This window comes from Pseudomonas sp. FP2196, from assembly GCF_030687715.1.
Classification (GTDB): domain Bacteria; phylum Pseudomonadota; class Gammaproteobacteria; order Pseudomonadales; family Pseudomonadaceae; genus Aquipseudomonas.
On the sequence record NZ_CP117445.1, the window covers coordinates 3,156,309 to 3,172,887 of the forward strand.

The 16,579-nt window shown below is 57.5% G+C and carries 12 protein-coding genes; 4 read left to right on the top strand and 8 right to left on the bottom strand.

Annotation, left to right across the window (positions count from 1 at the left end; genetic code table 11):
* Nucleotides 1-3: 3 nt before the first annotated feature.
* The 5 genes from PSH79_RS14160 to solA form a co-directional block, all read right to left on the bottom strand.
* On the bottom strand, nt 4-1,164 hold the full coding sequence (locus PSH79_RS14160; protein WP_305437881.1) for a mandelate racemase/muconate lactonizing enzyme family protein: 1,161 nt from the start codon (nt 1,162-1,164) through the stop codon (nt 4-6).
* Nucleotides 1,165-1,200: 36 nt separating this feature from the next.
* Nucleotides 1,201-2,517, bottom strand: a complete 1,317-nt coding sequence (locus tag PSH79_RS14165; RefSeq protein WP_305443969.1) for an MFS transporter — start codon at nt 2,515-2,517, stop codon at nt 1,201-1,203.
* 254 nt (nt 2,518-2,771) lie between these two features.
* A complete protein-coding gene (locus tag PSH79_RS14170) occupies nt 2,772-3,824 on the bottom strand; it encodes a LacI family DNA-binding transcriptional regulator (protein ID WP_305437882.1) in 1,053 nt (350 codons plus the stop codon).
* Between the two features lie 234 nt (nt 3,825-4,058).
* Nucleotides 4,059-4,841: a MetQ/NlpA family ABC transporter substrate-binding protein gene (locus PSH79_RS14175; RefSeq protein ID WP_305443970.1), complete on the bottom strand. Its 783-nt coding sequence runs from the start codon at nt 4,839-4,841 to the stop codon at nt 4,059-4,061.
* Nucleotides 4,835-6,013, bottom strand: a complete 1,179-nt coding sequence (gene solA / locus PSH79_RS14180) for an N-methyl-L-tryptophan oxidase (protein ID WP_305437884.1) — start codon at nt 6,011-6,013, stop codon at nt 4,835-4,837. Before solA ends, PSH79_RS14175 begins: the two co-directional genes overlap by 7 nt.
* A gap of 354 nt (nt 6,014-6,367) precedes the next feature.
* Between solA and PSH79_RS14185 the strand changes: the two genes are divergently transcribed.
* Both PSH79_RS14185 and PSH79_RS14190 read left to right on the top strand, forming a co-directional pair.
* The gene (locus PSH79_RS14185) at nt 6,368-8,773 is read left to right on the top strand and encodes a glucose/quinate/shikimate family membrane-bound PQQ-dependent dehydrogenase (RefSeq protein WP_305437885.1); all 2,406 of its coding nucleotides are present in this window, start codon (nt 6,368-6,370) and stop codon (nt 8,771-8,773) included.
* 105 nt (nt 8,774-8,878) lie between these two features.
* Complete coding sequence (locus tag PSH79_RS14190; protein WP_370872485.1) at nt 8,879-10,165, top strand: carbohydrate porin; 1,287 nt, start codon at nt 8,879-8,881, stop codon at nt 10,163-10,165.
* A 122-nt stretch (nt 10,166-10,287) separates the two neighbouring features.
* Here PSH79_RS14190 and PSH79_RS14195 read toward each other — a convergent pair whose 3' ends face one another.
* Nucleotides 10,288-11,793 (bottom strand): sensor domain-containing diguanylate cyclase, encoded by a 1,506-nt coding sequence (locus PSH79_RS14195; RefSeq protein WP_305437886.1) that lies wholly within the window; start codon nt 11,791-11,793, stop codon nt 10,288-10,290.
* A 298-nt stretch (nt 11,794-12,091) separates the two neighbouring features.
* On the opposite strand from PSH79_RS14195, the gene PSH79_RS14200 reads away from it, so the two are divergent.
* A complete protein-coding gene (locus PSH79_RS14200; RefSeq protein WP_305437888.1) occupies nt 12,092-13,225 on the top strand; it encodes an aminotransferase class V-fold PLP-dependent enzyme in 1,134 nt (377 codons plus the stop codon).
* Between the two features lie 256 nt (nt 13,226-13,481).
* Nucleotides 13,482-14,018, top strand: coding sequence for a hypothetical protein (locus tag PSH79_RS14205; protein WP_305437890.1), 537 nt, complete (start codon nt 13,482-13,484; stop codon nt 14,016-14,018).
* Nucleotides 14,019-14,080: 62 nt separating this feature from the next.
* On the opposite strand, the gene PSH79_RS14210 is transcribed toward PSH79_RS14205, so the two are convergent.
* A complete protein-coding gene (locus tag PSH79_RS14210; protein WP_305437891.1) occupies nt 14,081-14,581 on the bottom strand; it encodes an ATP-binding protein in 501 nt (166 codons plus the stop codon).
* 102 nt (nt 14,582-14,683) lie between these two features.
* Nucleotides 14,684-16,543, bottom strand: a complete 1,860-nt coding sequence (locus PSH79_RS14215) for an ABC transporter ATP-binding protein (RefSeq protein ID WP_305437893.1) — start codon at nt 16,541-16,543, stop codon at nt 14,684-14,686.
* Nucleotides 16,544-16,579 lie beyond the last annotated feature (36 nt).

Consider the following 16,579-nt stretch of genomic DNA (forward strand, 5'->3'; position numbering starts at 1 on the left):
TCTTCAGGGGCGAGTGCCGACCTCGGCTTCTTGCGCTGTCCACGGTTTGACTTGTTCGCTGAGGCTCAGACCCAAGCCGGGACGGGTTGGGACCAGCATGCGGCCGTCGCGGGTTTCCAGGCGCTCGTTGAAAAGCGGTTCAAGCCATTCGAAGTGTTCGACCCACGGCTCGGTCGGGTACGCCGCTGCCAGGTGAACGTGCAGCTCCATGGCAAAATGCGGGGCCAACATCAGTCCCGCGTGTTCGGCCATTGAGGCGACCTTCAGGTATGGGGTGATACCGCCTACTCGTGGCGCATCAGGCATCAGGAAGTCAGCGCCGCGCAGCTTGATAAACTCGGCGTGCTCAGCAACGCTGGTGAGCATTTCGCCTGTAGCAATCGGCGTATCGAATTGTTGCGCCAGCGCGGCGTGGCCTTCAGCGTCATAGCAGTCCAGCGGTTCCTCGATCCAGATCAGGTTGTACTGTTCGAATTGCCGACACATGCGCTGGGCGGTCGGCCGATCCCATTGCTGGTTGGCATCAACCATCAGGGGGAAGTTGTCGCCCAGGTGCTTACGCACCGTGCTGACACGTTCAATGTCGATGGCACAATCCGGCTGTCCGACTTTCAGCTTGATGCCACCAATGCCCTTTTCACGGGACAGGTCGGTGTTCTTCATCAATTGATCAAGCGGCGTGTGCAGGAAACCACCCGAGGTGTTGTAGCAGCGCACCGAGTCACGTTGAGCACCGAGCAGGCGGGCCAGCGACAAGTTGGCGCGCTTGGCTTTCAAATCCCACAGAGCGACGTCGAAGGCACCTATCGCCTGAGTGGACATACCGCTGCGGCCAACCGATGCGCCGGCCCAGCACAGCTTGGTCCACAGTTTGGAAATGTCACTGGGGTTCTCGCCAATCAGTGCCGGCGCAATCTCCTTGGCGTGAGCGAACTGCCCCGGCCCGCCTGCTCGCTTGGAATAGCTGAAACCAAGGCCTTTGTGCCCATCGATGGTTTCGATTTCCGCAAACAGAATAGCAATCTCGGTCATCGGCTTTTGCCGTCCCGTCAGCACCTTCGCATCACTGATCGGATTGGCCAGAGGCAGGATGACCGAGGAGACCCGAACCCAGGCGATGCGATCATTGTCGGAGGATTGGATAGATTCTTGTTGTGCGAGCATGGCGCTCTCCTTAACAGTGCTGAGGCTTGAAGGTGTTCAGGGACGAGGGTGTGACAATTTGCTGTTCACCGGAGCGCCTTGCGCAGGCTCGGCCGGTAGTTCTTCAAAGTCATCGAGTTGCAGGCGCTTGAGTGGCCCGACAATAAACAGGTAAGAAAACGCGCCCAGCAAACCCATACCGGCGACGTACATCAGCGCAACATCGAAAGATCCCAACTGGTTGATCATTACGCCGATGGCGATAGGCGTCACAATGCTGGCCAGGTTGCCGCAGAAATTGAACATCGCGCCGCTGACGCCCATGGCCCGTGCTGGGGACACGTCGCCGACGATGCACCAGCCAAGGTTGCCCACGCCTTTGGCGAAGAAGGCGATGGACATCACCAGAATCACCAAGGTGATGGACTGGGTGTAGTTGGCGACCATGATGCTGCTGGAAAGCAGCAGGCCACAGATGATGGGGGTCTTGCGTGCCGCGGTGAGGCTAAAGCCTTTGCGTAACATCCAGTCCGACCAGACGCCACCGATCATGCCGCCCAGACACCCGGCGATGGGGGGAATGGCCGCGACCAGCCCGACCTTCAGCATGGTCATGCCCTTTGCTTCGATCAGGTAAGTCGGGAACCAGGTCAGGAAAAACCAGGTGATCGACGTCAGGCAAAACTGCCCAAGGTAGATGCCCGCCATCATGCGATTGCCACCGATGGCCTTCATGCGCTTCCAACTGAATGGCGTTTTAACGTCACCGATGGTTGGCAGCCCTCCTCCGGCTTCGATGTAGTCGAGTTCAGCCTGGTTGGCGCGCTTGTCCTTGCGCGGTTCCTGGACCATTCGGAACCACAGAAAACCAATCAGGATACCGGCGCCACCGGTCACCCAAAACACGTGCTGCCAACCCCAGGTGCTGACCAGCCAGACCATCAAGGGCGTGAAGGCAGCCAGTGCAAAATACTGAGCGGACTGGAACACCGCCGTGGCCAAACCACGTTCGTGGCGCGGGAACCACATCACGGTCAAGCGGTTATTGGCGGGGAACGCAGGTGCTTCAGCAACGCCCATCATGAAGCGCAAGACAAACAGCGCGAGAAAGGCCGAACTGAACAGGTCAACGTAACCTTGCAGGAAAGTAAAAACCGACCAGATGATCAGACTCAGACCGAGAACGAGGCGAGAGCCAAATCGGTCGAGGATGATGCCGCCCGGCAGTTGCATGGATGTGTATGCCCAGCCGAATGCCGAGAAAGCGATACCCATGGTCATGGCATCGAAACCAAGATCTGTGCGCATGCTGGGGGCTGCGATGGAAAGCGTCGCACGGTCAACGTAATTGAACACGGTGACGATGAAGATCATCACGAGGATGAGATAGCGGACGTTGGTCTTCGCTACCGATTGCGTAGGGTTTATCACTATTATTTTCCTTATTGTGAGTAAAGCAGTGAATCCGTATGGCCCTCTTACAGCTCCTGATAGCGAAGTGATTGAGCAATGATTGCGCAATCATGCGCGAAGTAAAAAAAAGCCCGTCGGGACGGCCTTTGAGCGGATACTACACTGATTGCGCAATCATTCAACAGTGCATCTGTCGGAAAATGAGATTTTTCAGGTCAGGTACTGGCGCGATCGATGAGGGTAAAACCTGTGTCAATTCGCACAGGATGTCGGCCGCCATTCGGGGATTCAAAGCGCTCAAGCAATGCCTGAGCCACTTGCAGGCCAATTTTCTTGCCATCGACACTGACAGTCGACAGTGATGGGTAAACTTGCGCTGCGCTGCTCAAATCGCCGAACCCCATGACCGCGAGATCGGCGGGTACGTTCATCGCACGACTGGCCGCTTCTGCCAAAACACCCTGAGCCACTGTATCCGAACTGCACACCACAATGTCGGGGCGCTCGGGCTGCTCCAATAACCGTCGAAGCCCTTCCCTGCCGACTTCGAGCGTGGCGGGTGGAGCCAAAATTTCCATGGGCACCTCTTCGATGCCCTGGCGCTTCAACTCGGCAATCAGCGCGTTGCAACGGCGCAGCCCGCGAGGGTCACTGATCGTCACCACCGAGAAGCGCTTATAACCCTTTTTCAACAAATGCCGTGCGGTCTCCTCCCCCACTTTTTCATGAGAGAAACCGACCAGCATATCAAGGGGCGCCTCACTTAAGTCCCAGGCTTCAACGACGGGGATGCCCGCCTGAGCGAGGCGTAGCCGACTTGATTCGGTGTGGAGTGTGCCGGTCAGGACAATTCCATCCGGACGTCGACCGAGGACCGCTTCGAGCAGATTTTCTTCCTGCTCAGCCGAGTAGCCTGTAAGACCCAGCAGCGTCTGGTAACCGGCTTGGGTCAGGCGATCTATCAACGATTGCACCGTGTCGGCAAAAATCGAGTTAGCAATCGTCGGAAGGAATATTGCTACCAAACGGCTTTTATTGCTCGCCAAGCCTCCGGCCAGCATGTTTGAAACATAGCCAGTCTTGCGCACAGCTTCGCGAACTTTTTCTCGAGTCTCTTCAGTCACCAACTCCGGTCGGTGCAATGCTCTGGAAACGGTCATCGGCGAAACGCCTGCAACCTTCGCCACATCAATCAGGGTCAGGCTGGAACCCTTTTTGGCTGCTGTCATTGATGTGTCGGTGGAGGACGTTGAAGATTTCTTTGCCATGAGGTTTCCGAATTTGAAGCTCAGTATCTGGAGATACGTGCGAAGCCTTTTGTTTGCGGGTCGAATCTACCAAAGACCAGCGTAACATTCACGGTACTTGGCGTGATTCTTTGGGCGACGTGCGCAGGATTGAAGAGAACGCTTAGCCTCTGGCACCGCCTGCCTTCGCTCGAATGCATGCATGACGTAACAAAGAAGGGGAACCATCAGGTTGCCTGATGGTTCCCGACCAGCTCAGAACGCCGGCACGACGTCGCCGTGATAGCGCTCAAGAATGAACTGCTTCACTTGTGGCGAGTTCAGCAAAGCACCCAGCTTCTGCACTGCGGGCGTATTGGCTTTGTCGCGGCGCACGTACAGGTAATTGGCATACGGCGACTCGGAGCTTTCGATAAACAGCGCATCCTTGTGCGGCTCAAGCTTGGCTTCCAGCGCGTAGTTGGCGTTGATCAGCGCCAGATCAACCTGATTCAAGACGCGCGGCAGCATGGCCGCTTCCAGCTCCTGGAACTTCAGGTGTTTGGGATTGCTGACGATGTCCAGACGCGTGGCCATGATGTTGTCGGGATCCTTGAGGGTGATCAGACCTTGTTTGGCAATCAGCAACAGCGCACGACCGGAGTTGGTCGGGTCGTTAGGAATGGCAATGGTCGCGCCATCCTTTAGCTCACTGATGGACTTGATCTTCTTCGAATAGGCGCCGAACGGTTCGATGTGTACGGCAACGATCGGCACTTGATCGCTGCTCGGGCGGTCTTTTTTGTAGGCCTCGTAATAAGGCTTGCTCTGGAAGTAATTGGCGTCCAGCAAGCCTTCATCCGTCTGCCGGTCTGGCTGGATGTAGTCAGAGAAGACTTTGACCTCCAGCGTGACCCCTTCCTTGGCCAGCTCAGGCTTCAGGAATTCGAGGATTTCGGCGTGGGGCACCGGCACCACCGCAATTTTCAGGGTTTCGGCAGACGCAGAACCCATAGCTGCAACCAACAGTGCTGCGCAGAGCGCGAGGCGTTTCACGATAGATTTCCTTCAAAGCGTTTCAGGGAGAAAGAGGACAGATCAAGGTCGGTCGAACCGTGCATGCACCACTGTGCAAACGCCTCGCCCAGTGCGGCGGAATGTTTGAAGCCGTGACCTGAGCACGCCGACACCACCAGGGTGTGTTGCAGTGACGGATGCTCGTCGATGATGAAATGGCGATCCGGCGTCACGGTATAGGCGCACACCGCAGACTTGACCACTTTGGAAGTCACGCCGGCGATACGGCCGTGTACCTGATGCGCATACATATCCTGCTCTTCAGCAGTCGAGACCGTGCGATCGATCGTTTGCGGTAACGCGGCGGTGTGGTACTGGGCGGTGGCGATCTTCATGCAGCCTTCGCCGGATAATGCGGGGAAGCCATAGTTGATTTTGTCGTCGCCACGGCCGTGGGTGAGGATGAATGTCGGCGAGTGATCGACAAGCCCGGCGTGCTCTTCCAGTTCGAACCAGAACAGCTTTTGCCGGTAGACACTCAGCAGATTTTCAAACGGTTTGCCAAGCAATTCGCCACTCCAGTTGCCTGCATTGATTACCAGTTTTTTGGCCTGCACAGTGCGCTGGTCGGTGATAATCGTGACGCCCTGCTCGCTCGAACTGATTCCCGTAACCGTCTCGCCTTTGTACAAAGTCGCGCCGTGTTGTTCGGCCAGTTTGAGCTGCACGTCGATGCAGCGCTCGGGTCGCACAAACCCTCCGCCGGGTTCGAAATAACCGATGGTCGAGTCATGCACGTTGGCGAATTGAGGGAAGCGCTGGCGGATCTGTTCGGCCGACAAGACTTCGTGCTCGATGCCGTAGGTCTGTGCCAAACCGATGGTGCGCAGGGTAAAGTCGGTTTTGTCGTTGGGGTCGAACTCGGGGCTTGAGGTCAGTACCAGCAGACCTGATTGCTCGAACAGAGACTCCCCCGTCAACACCTCAAGCTCGCGCCAGATCCGGTGTGAATTGCGCACGATCGGCACATATTGCGCGCCTTCACCGACCGAAAGTCGGGTAATGCGCGTATCGCCATGGCTGGAGCCAAGGTTGTGCGGCGGGTAATGGCGGTCAATACCGACGACATCCACACCGGCCTTCGTCAATTGATACACGGTGGCGGCGCCCATGGCGCCCAGGCCCAATACCACTACATCACACCGCTCCGACATCATTAGCCACCTATCAAAAAAGCGCCAGTTGAGCGGTAAACCGATCGCGAATCAAAGATTAAAAGAGCATATGCATATGCCTGATTGTGTCGCCGAGCCGCTCCGTCAGCTGCCGTACGTCGGCAAATTGAAGGTTTGCCAGAGCCATTTATCAACTGTCAAAACTGACGATTCCTCTGGCATAAACAACGCTTTCACCGACCTATGGACAATTGCATCGACCCTTTGCGAACGCCCGGCTCCCCTTCTTGGCGCGTGCTTGAGCAGCGAACTATGCTTCACTCAGAAATAGTGATTTAACTAGGTAGTTACCTATCTATATACTGCGCGCCTCATTTCAACGGGACATTCAACGTGAAGCAGAGTCAACGCCTCTCGGGCATATCAAAATTCATTCTGGTCGGGCTGGGCGTGATCATCGCCCTGCTCGGCTTGGCGCTTGCTGCTGGCGGCGTGAAATTGGTCAGCCTGGGAGGCTCCTGGTACTTCCTGGTGGGTGGTCTGGTGATGACAGTCTCCGGCCTGCTGATTGCTCGCTTCAAACCGGCCGGTGCGTGGTTGTTCGCGGCGTTCCTGGTGGGAACAGCGATCTGGGCAGTGAGCGACGCAGGGCTGGTGTTCTGGCCTGTGTTCTCGCGCCTGTTCATGTTCAGCGCAGTGGGTCTGGCCGTCACGCTGGTTTACCCGTTGTTGAAACGTGCCAACGGTGGCGTTCCGGGGCGCGGTGCTTATGCCGTTGCTGCGGTACTGGCGGTCGGCCTGGCCGTTGCCGCCGGCAACATGTTCGTCGCTCATCCGACTGTTGCGGCTACGGGCACTGGCCCGGGCCTTACGCCGGTCGAGCCGGAAAAAGCCCAGAAAGACTGGGCTCACTACGGCAATACTGAAGGCGGCAGCCGTTTCGCCGCGCTGGATCAGATCAACCGCAACAACGTCGACAAGTTGAAAGTGGCGTGGACCTATCACACCGGTGATGTCGCCGTCAGCGACGGCAACGGTGCCGAAGACCAGCTCACCCCGCTGCAGGTCGGCAACAAGGTGTTCATCTGCACCCCGCACAACAACCTGATTGCGCTGGATGCCGACACCGGCAAGGAGCTCTGGAAAAACGCGATCAACGCGCAGTCGAAAGTCTGGCAGCGCTGCCGTGGCATGGCCTACTTCGACGCCACTGCCGCAGTCGCCAAGCCGAGCAGCTCGCCAGTCGCAGAGGCCCAAGCCGCGCCTGTCGCCAACTGCCAGCGCCGCTTGCTGACCAACACGATTGATGCGCGCCTGATCGCCGTCGATGCCGACACCGGCGAGTTCTGCCAGGGCTTTGGCAACAACGGCCAGGTGGATCTAAAGGCTGGTCTGGGTGATGTTCCGGACAGCTACTATCAACTCTCCTCCGCGCCGCTGATGGCAGGCACGACTGTCGTGGTTGGCGGCCGGGTTGCCGACAACGTGCAAGCCGACATGCCGGGTGGCGTGATTCGTGGTTTTGATGTGATGACCGGCGCCATGCTTTGGGCGTTCGACCCGGGTAATCCGCAGGATAAAAAAGCTCCGGCAGACGGCAGCACCTATGTGCGCAGCACGCCGAACAGCTGGGCGCCAATGTCTTACGACGCGGCGACCAATACCGTATTCCTGCCGATGGGCAGTTCCTCCACCGATATCTATGGTGTCGAGCGCAGCAAACTGGATCACACCTACGGCGCTTCGATCCTGGCGCTGGACGCCAACAGCGGCGAAGAAAAGTGGGTATTCCAGACCGTTCACAACGATCTCTGGGACTTCGACCTGCCGATGCAGCCGAGCCTGATCGACTTCACCAAGGACGGCAAAACCGTTCCGGCGCTGGTGATCGGCACCAAGGCCGGGCAAATCTACGTCCTGGATCGCGCCACAGGCAAACCGCTGACCGACGTGAAAGAAGTGCCGGTCAAAGCGGCGAACATTCCTAACGAGCCTTATTCGCCAACCCAGCCAAAATCGGTGGGCATGCCGCAGATCGGTGCCCAGCACATGACCGAATCGGACATGTGGGGCGCGACTCCGTACGACCAATTGCTGTGCCGTATCGACTTCAAGTCGATGCGTTATGACGGCTTGTACACCGCGCCGGGCACCGACAAATCCCTGAGCTTCCCGGGTTCGCTGGGCGGCATGAACTGGGGCAGCATCTCGACAGATCCGGTGCATGGCTTCATCTTCGTCAACGACATGCGTCTGGGTCTGTGGATTCAGATGATCCCGTCGCAGAACAAGGGTCAGGCCGCTGGCGGTGGCGAAGCACTGAACACGGGCATGGGCGCTGTGCCGCTCAAAGGTACGCCTTACGCGGTGAACAAGAACCGCTTCCTGTCGGTCGCCGGCATTCCTTGCCAGGCGCCGCCGTTCGGCACGCTGACCGCCATCGACATGAAGACGCAAAAAGTCGCCTGGCAGGTTCCGGTCGGCACCGTTGAAGACACCGGTCCGCTGGGTATCCGCATGCACCTGCCGATCAAGGTTGGTCTGCCAACCCTCGGCGGCACCCTGTCGACCCAAGGCGGCTTGATCTTTATCGCCGGCACCCAGGACTTTTACCTGCGCGCCTTCAACAGCGGCAACGGTGAGGAAGTCTGGAAATCCCGTCTGCCGGTCGGCAGCCAGGGCGGCCCGATGACCTACGTTTCGCCGAAGACCGGCAAGCAATACATCGTCATCACCGCCGGTGGCGCTCGTCAGTCGACCGATCGCGGCGACTACGTGATGGCTTACGCCTTGCCGTAAACCCGCCGTGCCCGTGGCGAACATGGGCACTTTCTTTAGAGCGCGGCACCTTAGGGTGCCGCGCTACTTTGCGATATCGCTAAAATTTTCAGCAGGAAGATTCACATGTTTTTGCCTGTTCGCTTTTCTCATGCCGGCTTGCTGTTGAGCCTGACCTGCAGCGCCGCCCTGCCCGCTTTCGCCGATACCGATTCGAACCTGATGACCCGCAACACCCTGACCGGTGATTGGGGTGGCCTGCGCCACCAGATGGACGAAGACGGCGTCAAGTTCACCGGCGACTACACCGGCGAAATGGCCTATAACGCCGACGGTGGCCTGCACCGTTCGGCGCGTTATTCGCAGAACATCAAGCTCGGCGTGCAGTTCGACCTGAGCAAGCTTTATGGCGTCGACAACGCTGGCAAGGTGCAACTGAGCATCAACGATCGCCGCGGCAACAGCGCTTCCGAGGATCTGGTCGGCAACCGTCTGCCGATTCAGGAAAACTACGGCGGTCTCTACACGCGCCTGACTGAACTCAGCTACGAGCGCACGCTGTTCACGCCGGCGCTGAACGTCAAGCTCGGTTATATGGCCATGGGCAACGACCTCGGTGGCCTGGACAGTGGCATCCTCTGCAACTTCATGAACGCCGGTTTCTGCGGGCATCCGCTGAACATGTCCGGCGGCAGCGGCTGGACCAACTATCCCAACGCGCATCTCGGTGTGCGGGTGAAGTACGACCTGTCGTCGTCCTGGCAATTGCGCGTAGCCGCGTTCAACGTCGACCCGGAAAGTAACGGCAACTCCAGCCGTGCCTGGCACCTGGGTCCGAAACACACCACCGGTACCGTCGTGCCGATCGAACTGGTGTACAAGCACGCAGGCGAGTTGCCTGGTGAATACAAGGTCGGCTACTACTACGACAGCTCTGATGTGAAACGCATTGGCAGCGATAAAGAAGTATCCGGTCGTGGCGGCCATTACCTGCTGATCGATCAGGCGGTGTGGAGCTCGCAATCGTCCGAAGGCCGCAGCTTGCACGCCTTCGGCCAATACTCGGCGGCGAGCGAAGCGGCTTCACCGTTCAGCAAGTGGTACGGCACTGGCGTAGTTTTGTACAAGCCTTTCGAAGGTCGCCCGCGTGACACCGTTGCACTGGGTTATGGCCGAGCGGTGCCCAACCCGCGCAGCCGCGATGTGCTGCAAGACACCGCGTTGACCAATGGCACGGCGTTCCCGAATCTGGACAGCGCCGAGCAGTTGATCGAGCTGGGCTACGGTTATCAAGCCACGCCTTGGCTGACGCTGCGGCCAAACGTGCAGTACATCATCGAGCCGGGCGCGTTCTCCGGACAGGACATCGACAATGCACTGGTGTTCGGTTTGCAGGTAAAAGCGTCGCTCTGAGCACTCTCCTTATCAATTCCCTCTTCCTGCGGGAGAGGGTTATAGCGGGCAATAAAAAACCGGCGTGAATGCCGGTTTTTTATTGCCGTTTGCGTGCCAGCCTGAATAGCCAACGAGCCCTGTCACCACCCGCCCCTCACAAACTGATTACGTCCCAACGCCTTGGCGTTGTACAGAGCCTGATCTGCCACCTCAATCAACCTCAGCAAATTGTCCAGCCGGACACCGTCCGCGGTAGCAATCCCGATGCTCACACTCAGCCGACCAAACGGGCTGGTGTTGTGCGCAATGTTCGCTTGCTGCAAACGGTCGAGGATGAGTTGCGCTACCACCGCGGCACCGTCACCGTCGGTGTCAGGCATGATGATGCCGATCTCCTCTCCGCCATAACGTGCCACCAAATCTGAAGGTCGCCTTACGCAGCCCTCGAAGATTTTGCCGACCGTCTGCAAGCACGCGTCTCCTGCCACATGCCCGAGCGAATCGTTAAAGCGCTTGAAGTAGTCGATATCAATCATCAGTAACGCCAGCGTCGTGCCGTTGCGCTGCGCTCGTCGCGCCTCCATGGCAAGGCTCTCATCAAAGCAACGCCGATTGGCCAGACCTGTCAGGGCATCCCGCATCGCCAGCAACTCAAGTTGCCGGTTCGATGAGAGCAACTGCTGCTGAGCCCCGCGCAATTGATCTTCTGCCACGGTTCGTCGACGGATATCCAGAATCAGAAACCAACCGATGAGACCGGTCAGCCCCAGCAACCCCGTCACCACCACTGCCGATAGCAGTGCCTCCATTCGCCATGCGGTGAGGGCTTCGCGCTTGCCCAGTGCCACAGTCGTTATCAGCGGCAGGCGGTCACTCTTGCGGAAGGCATAGAGCCGCTCCACGCCGTCCAGGCTGGAGGTAAACGATGCGGTGCCGACAGATCGATCAACCAGATACTTGGCGTAGATGGGCGACTTGGAAAAGTTGCGCCCCATGTCCTGCTCGCGGAATGGATAGCGAACCAGCAACGTTCCGTCGGTATAGGACAATCCGATTGCACCCTCCTGCCCCACGTCGATCTTTCCAAACAATCGCAGGAAGTTTTCGACCCCCAAGGTGACCGCTACCACGCCGGCGAACTCACCGTCAGGACCATTGAAACGCCGGCTGACGGTGATCACCCATTCCCGGTTGGAACGGCTCTGGATCGGAGGACCGATAAACGCCTCTCGGGATGGATCGTCGCGGTGGTGAATAAAATAGGCACGATCACTGCTGTTCGCACCCGATGGGATAGGCCGGTTGGAGGACATCAACCAACGCCCCTGATTATCGTAGATCGTGATGCCACTGAGCTGCGGCATCAGCGGCTCCTGGCGGTAGACCAACGCACTCAGTCGCTGAATCTGTGCAGGGCCGCTGCCTTCTGTTTCCAGACGCTCGACGAGCCCGAGCAAAAGCAGCGAGCTCTGACGGACTATGCCTTCGGAGTAAGTCGCCAGCGCTTGGGTAAGGTTCAAGCCATGGACATCCACCTCCTCCAATGCTCGCTCTCGAGAGGCCAATACCTTCCAGACCGTCAATGACGCCAGGGAGCAACCGATGACCAGCAACAACAGCACAACCAGGTGGGAATCACGCTTCACGTTACTACCTTTTGGAAAGTCCGGTTTTCCGTTCCAACAACATTGGGTCAAGGTAATAGCGGGCGCCATTCATCCTCTTCGTGAAGCTAGGATACAAGCAGCGCTGAATCGATGCAGTAACTGGAGGGTACATTTTGTTGAGAAATCAATTCTCACCTTACGTCCTGCTTCTAGGTGCGAATCAAGCGCGCTGGCGGCTTCGTCAATTAGAGGGTCAGCTATATTGGATCGGTTGCCGCCCTTCTTGAACTCAGGGCGCGGTCGATACCACTGAGATCTCTGCCAAAGGAGTCAACCCATGTCAAAGCTATATCCCAGTATCGATCCCGAGGGGCTGATCGAGTATTCAGTGGTCTACACCGACCGCTCGCTCAACCACATGTCGCAGTCATTTCAAGGCGTGATGAAGAACATCTCCACGACCCTGAAACAGGTCTACAACGCGCAGGCAGTGGCGGTGATACCGGGCAGCGGTACATTCGGCATGGAGGCGGTGGCGCGACAGTTTGCGACCGACCAGCAATGCCTGGTGATACGCAACGGCTGGTTCAGTTATCGCTGGAGCCAGATCCTTGAGATGGGCAACATCCCGGCGGCCACCACGGTGCTGAAAGCCCGGCCGGTCGACAGCGCTCGCCAGGCTGCCTACGCCCCACCCCCGCTGAACGAAGTGCTGGCAGCCATTGCGGCGCAAAAGCCTAAGATGGTCTTCGCCCCTCATGTTGAAACCTCATCAGGGATTATCCTGCCTGACGAGTACCTGCGGGCCGTCGGTGATGCCGTGCATGCGGTGGGCGGACTGTTCGTGCTGGACTGCATCGCCTCAGGCACGCTTTGGGTGGACATGCACAAGTGCGCCGTCGATCTACTGATCAGCGCACCGCAGAAAGGCTGGAGCGCCTCCCCTTGCTGCGCCTTGGTGATGTTCAGTGCATTGGCACTCAAGCGCATCGAAGAAACGCAAAGCAGCAGCTTCGCCTGCGACTTGAAAAAATGGCTGCAGATCATGCAGGCCTACGAACAGGGCGGCCATGCTTACCACGCGACCATGCCCAGCGATGCCCTCGCACGATTCAACGAAGTGATGAAAGAGACCCAAGCCTACGGGTTCGACAAGGTTCGCGAAGCACAACAGGTTCTGGGCGATCGGGTGCGCGCCATGTTGACCGGCAAAGGCATCAAAAGCGTAGCGGCTAAAGGCTTTCAGGCCCCTGGCGTCGTGGTGAGCTACACCGATGACGCCGACATCAAAAACGGCAAGAAATTTGCCAGCCACGGCCTGCAGATCGCCGCCGGAGTACCCCTGCAATGCGACGAGCCAGCCGACTTCCAGACTTTCCGCATCGGTCTGTTCGGACTGGAAAAGCTGCATAATATCGAGCGCACGGTCAGCACCCTTGAGCAGGCTCTGGACGAGGTAATGGCTAAATAAGCGCTCAGCTTGTCTGGTCACCAAGGCTGAGGATGAGGAGTGGCAAAAATCGGCCAGAAGCTGCCGTTCGCAACCGGCAAATGGTGGACACGATTCCTATGTTTTCGTAATGTGCCTAAAGGTCATTACGCGTTTTTATTATCGCCAATGTCACGCTTCTAGCGCTGACTTTCAACCCGACCAAGGAGTTACATAAGAGCATGAAACATTATCTGTCATCAATATTGTCTAATGATACTTTAATGTCTCTAATAAAATGAACCTGACCAACCTGTCAATATCTGAGTTACTCAAGCTACAATCTGCCGCGATAGATGAGCTTAAAAATCGTGGCGTGCTTAGAACAAAAAATAATCCTGTCGGGGATTACGCCGAATGGTTGGTCTCGTCCGCCTTTGAACTAACTCTTGCAAATAATTCAGCAGCAGGCCACGACGCCGAATCCACAGATGGGAGAAGAATTCAAATCAAATCACGCCGAATAACCGCACATAACCGTTCAAAGCAGTTAGGCGTCATTCGAAATCTCGATAAAAATGACTTTGATGAACTCATAGCTGTTATTTTCAATGAGTCGTATGAAGTCATTGAAGCGTATTCAATTCAACACTCTGCGATTTCAAAGTATAGCGTGCACAGATCACATGTTAACGGCCACATTTTGCACCTGCGTGGAGCTTTGCTGTTAGATAACAGAGTTCTGAATATTAGTGACAAGTTGAAGTCTTCTAACAATACGCTCAACTCGCTCATTTCACTCCCAGGGGGCGGCGAAGCAGATCCCTTAGCTTAATCGTTAGGCATCAGAGTCTTAAAAATGGAATTCACCGACCCACGACTGATTTGGGGACAGATTTATTTTGCGCTTCCCCCCCAACAATGCCGGACGATCACCAGCCCCTCGACCTCTTCCGGAACCCGAAAGTAGCGGGTGATCACATCAAACTCTGCATCAGTCGCCGCGAAGTCATGCTCGCCCCGCACATTGCGAGCATGCAGTCTGGCTCGGCAAGTGTCGTCATCGACATCCAGATAATGCAGGCAGTGCGGCGATTGAACTGCGTCCGCCAGCCCTCGCAGCCATTCACGATCCGCAACAGTGTTCGCCGGGAAGTCCAGAGCCACATCAATCCCTGCCCCCAGCAGATCGACAACCAAAGGCCCCAAAACATCGCGAATGCGTTTTGCACAGCGCACGTAATCCGCCACTGACTGCACTTCGCCGGGGTAAAGCCTGGAAACCCAGTGATCCTCACTCAAAAGAATCGCGCTGTGCTCGGTTGCCAGTGACTTCGCGAGTGTTGATTTGCCGGAGGCAATTTTGCCGCACATCAGGTGCAAGGTTGGTTTGGACATGCAGATTTTCCTTATCTCTGAACATGTTTAGTAGCAGGCAGGTGCTGGCACTATCGGCAATTAGAGGGCGCACGGATTGAACTCACCGTACGCCCTTCCCTTTCAGACAGGATCCATCGCCTCGACCACGCCCTTGTCCTCACCCAGAAAACCGCCGCTCTGATGCTGCCAAAGCCGCGCATACACGCCGTTCCGCTCAAGTAATTCGCTGTGCGTGCCCTGCTCGATGATGCGTCCTTCGTCCATGACAATGAGTCGGTCCATTGCCGCAATCGTCGACAACCGATGAGCGATCGCAATCACGGTCTTGCCCTGCATCATTTCATCGAGGCTTTCCTGGATCGCCACTTCAACTTCCGAGTCGAGCGCGCTGGTGGCCTCGTCCAGCAACAGAATCGGCGCGTTCTTGAGCATCACCCGGGCAATCGCAACACGTTGACGCTGGCCGCCTGACAACTTGATGCCACGCTCACCCACTAGCGTGTCGTAACCGCTATGACCTTGGCGGTCGCTGAGTTGGCTGATGAACTCATCGGCCTGGGCGCTGGCCGCAGCGCTGCGCACTTGCGCGTCGGTGGCATCGGGACGACCGTAGGCGATGTTGTCGCGAATCGAACGATGCAGCAGCGAGGTGTCCTGCGTGACCATGCCGATGGCGCTGCGCAGGCTGTCTTGCGTTACGTGCGCGATGTTTTGGCCATCGATGCGAATCTCGCCGCTGTCGACGTCATAGAAGCGCAGCAGCAAGTTGATCAGGGTGGATTTACCGGCACCGGAGCGGCCGACAAGACCGATTTTTTCACCCGGGCGGATGTTCAGGTTCAGGCCGTCGAGCACCTGACGTTCGCCGTTGTAGTTGAAGCCCACCTTATCGAAGGTCACCGCGCCGCCCTTGGTCACCAGTACGCCGGCATCCGGCGCGTCCTGAACCTTGGCGCCTTGAGTCAACGTCGCCATGCCATCCTGGACGGTGCCGATGCTTTCGAACAAAGAGGTCATCTGCCACATGATCCAGTTCGACATTCCGTTGATCCGCAACGCCATGGCGGTGATCGCCGCCACGGCACCGGCACCGACATCACCCTGGTGCCATAGCCATAGGGCGTAACCGCCGGCCGACATGATCAGCCCTACCACCAAGGCCTGGTTGACGATCTCGAACAGGCTGACCAGACGCATCTGGCGAAAGCCGGTCAGCTTGAAATCCTCCATCGCTGCACGGGCGAAGTGCGCTTCACGATTGGAGTGGGAGAACAGCTTCACGGTGGTGATGTTGGTGTAGGCATCCGAAATACGCCCGGTCATCATCGACCGCGCGTTCGCTTGCTCCTGCCCGACTTTGCCCAAGCGCGGCACGAAGTACCACATGGCCAGCGCGAACAGCACGGCCCAGCCAATGAACGGCAGCATCAGTTTCAAAGCGAAGCCGCCGGCCAGCGCGATGATCGCGATGAAATACACGCCGATCCCCGGGATGATCTCGATCATGGTGAACAGCACGTCGCGCACTGCCAGCGCGGTTTGCATCACTTTGGTCGTGACCCGTCCGGAAAACTCATCGGAGAAAAACGAAAGGCTTTGCCGCAGCATCAGGCGATGGAAGTCCCAACGCAGCCGCAACGGCAGGTTAATCGCCAGGATCTGGTGCTGCACCATCGTGCGCAACGCCACCAGAGCGACACTGGTCACCATGACGATGCCCATGCCCCACAACACGCGACTTTCCTGCGCAGCGGCTTCACCGCCGGCCTGCCAGGTCGAGAGCAGATCCACGACCTGGCCGAGGAAGGAAAACAGCCAGGCTTCGTAAATCGACACGCCGGCACTGAGCAGCGCCAGGACAAGGATGTAACCCCGAGCGCCGCGTGTGCAGGCCCAAAGAAAACGCGCCAGGCCGTTGGGTGGCGGTGGTACCTCGTCAGGAGGAAAAGGGTCGAGTCTTCGTTCAAACGCACGAAGCATAGTGATCTCCAAAACTTTCAAGTTGAGGGGATTCTG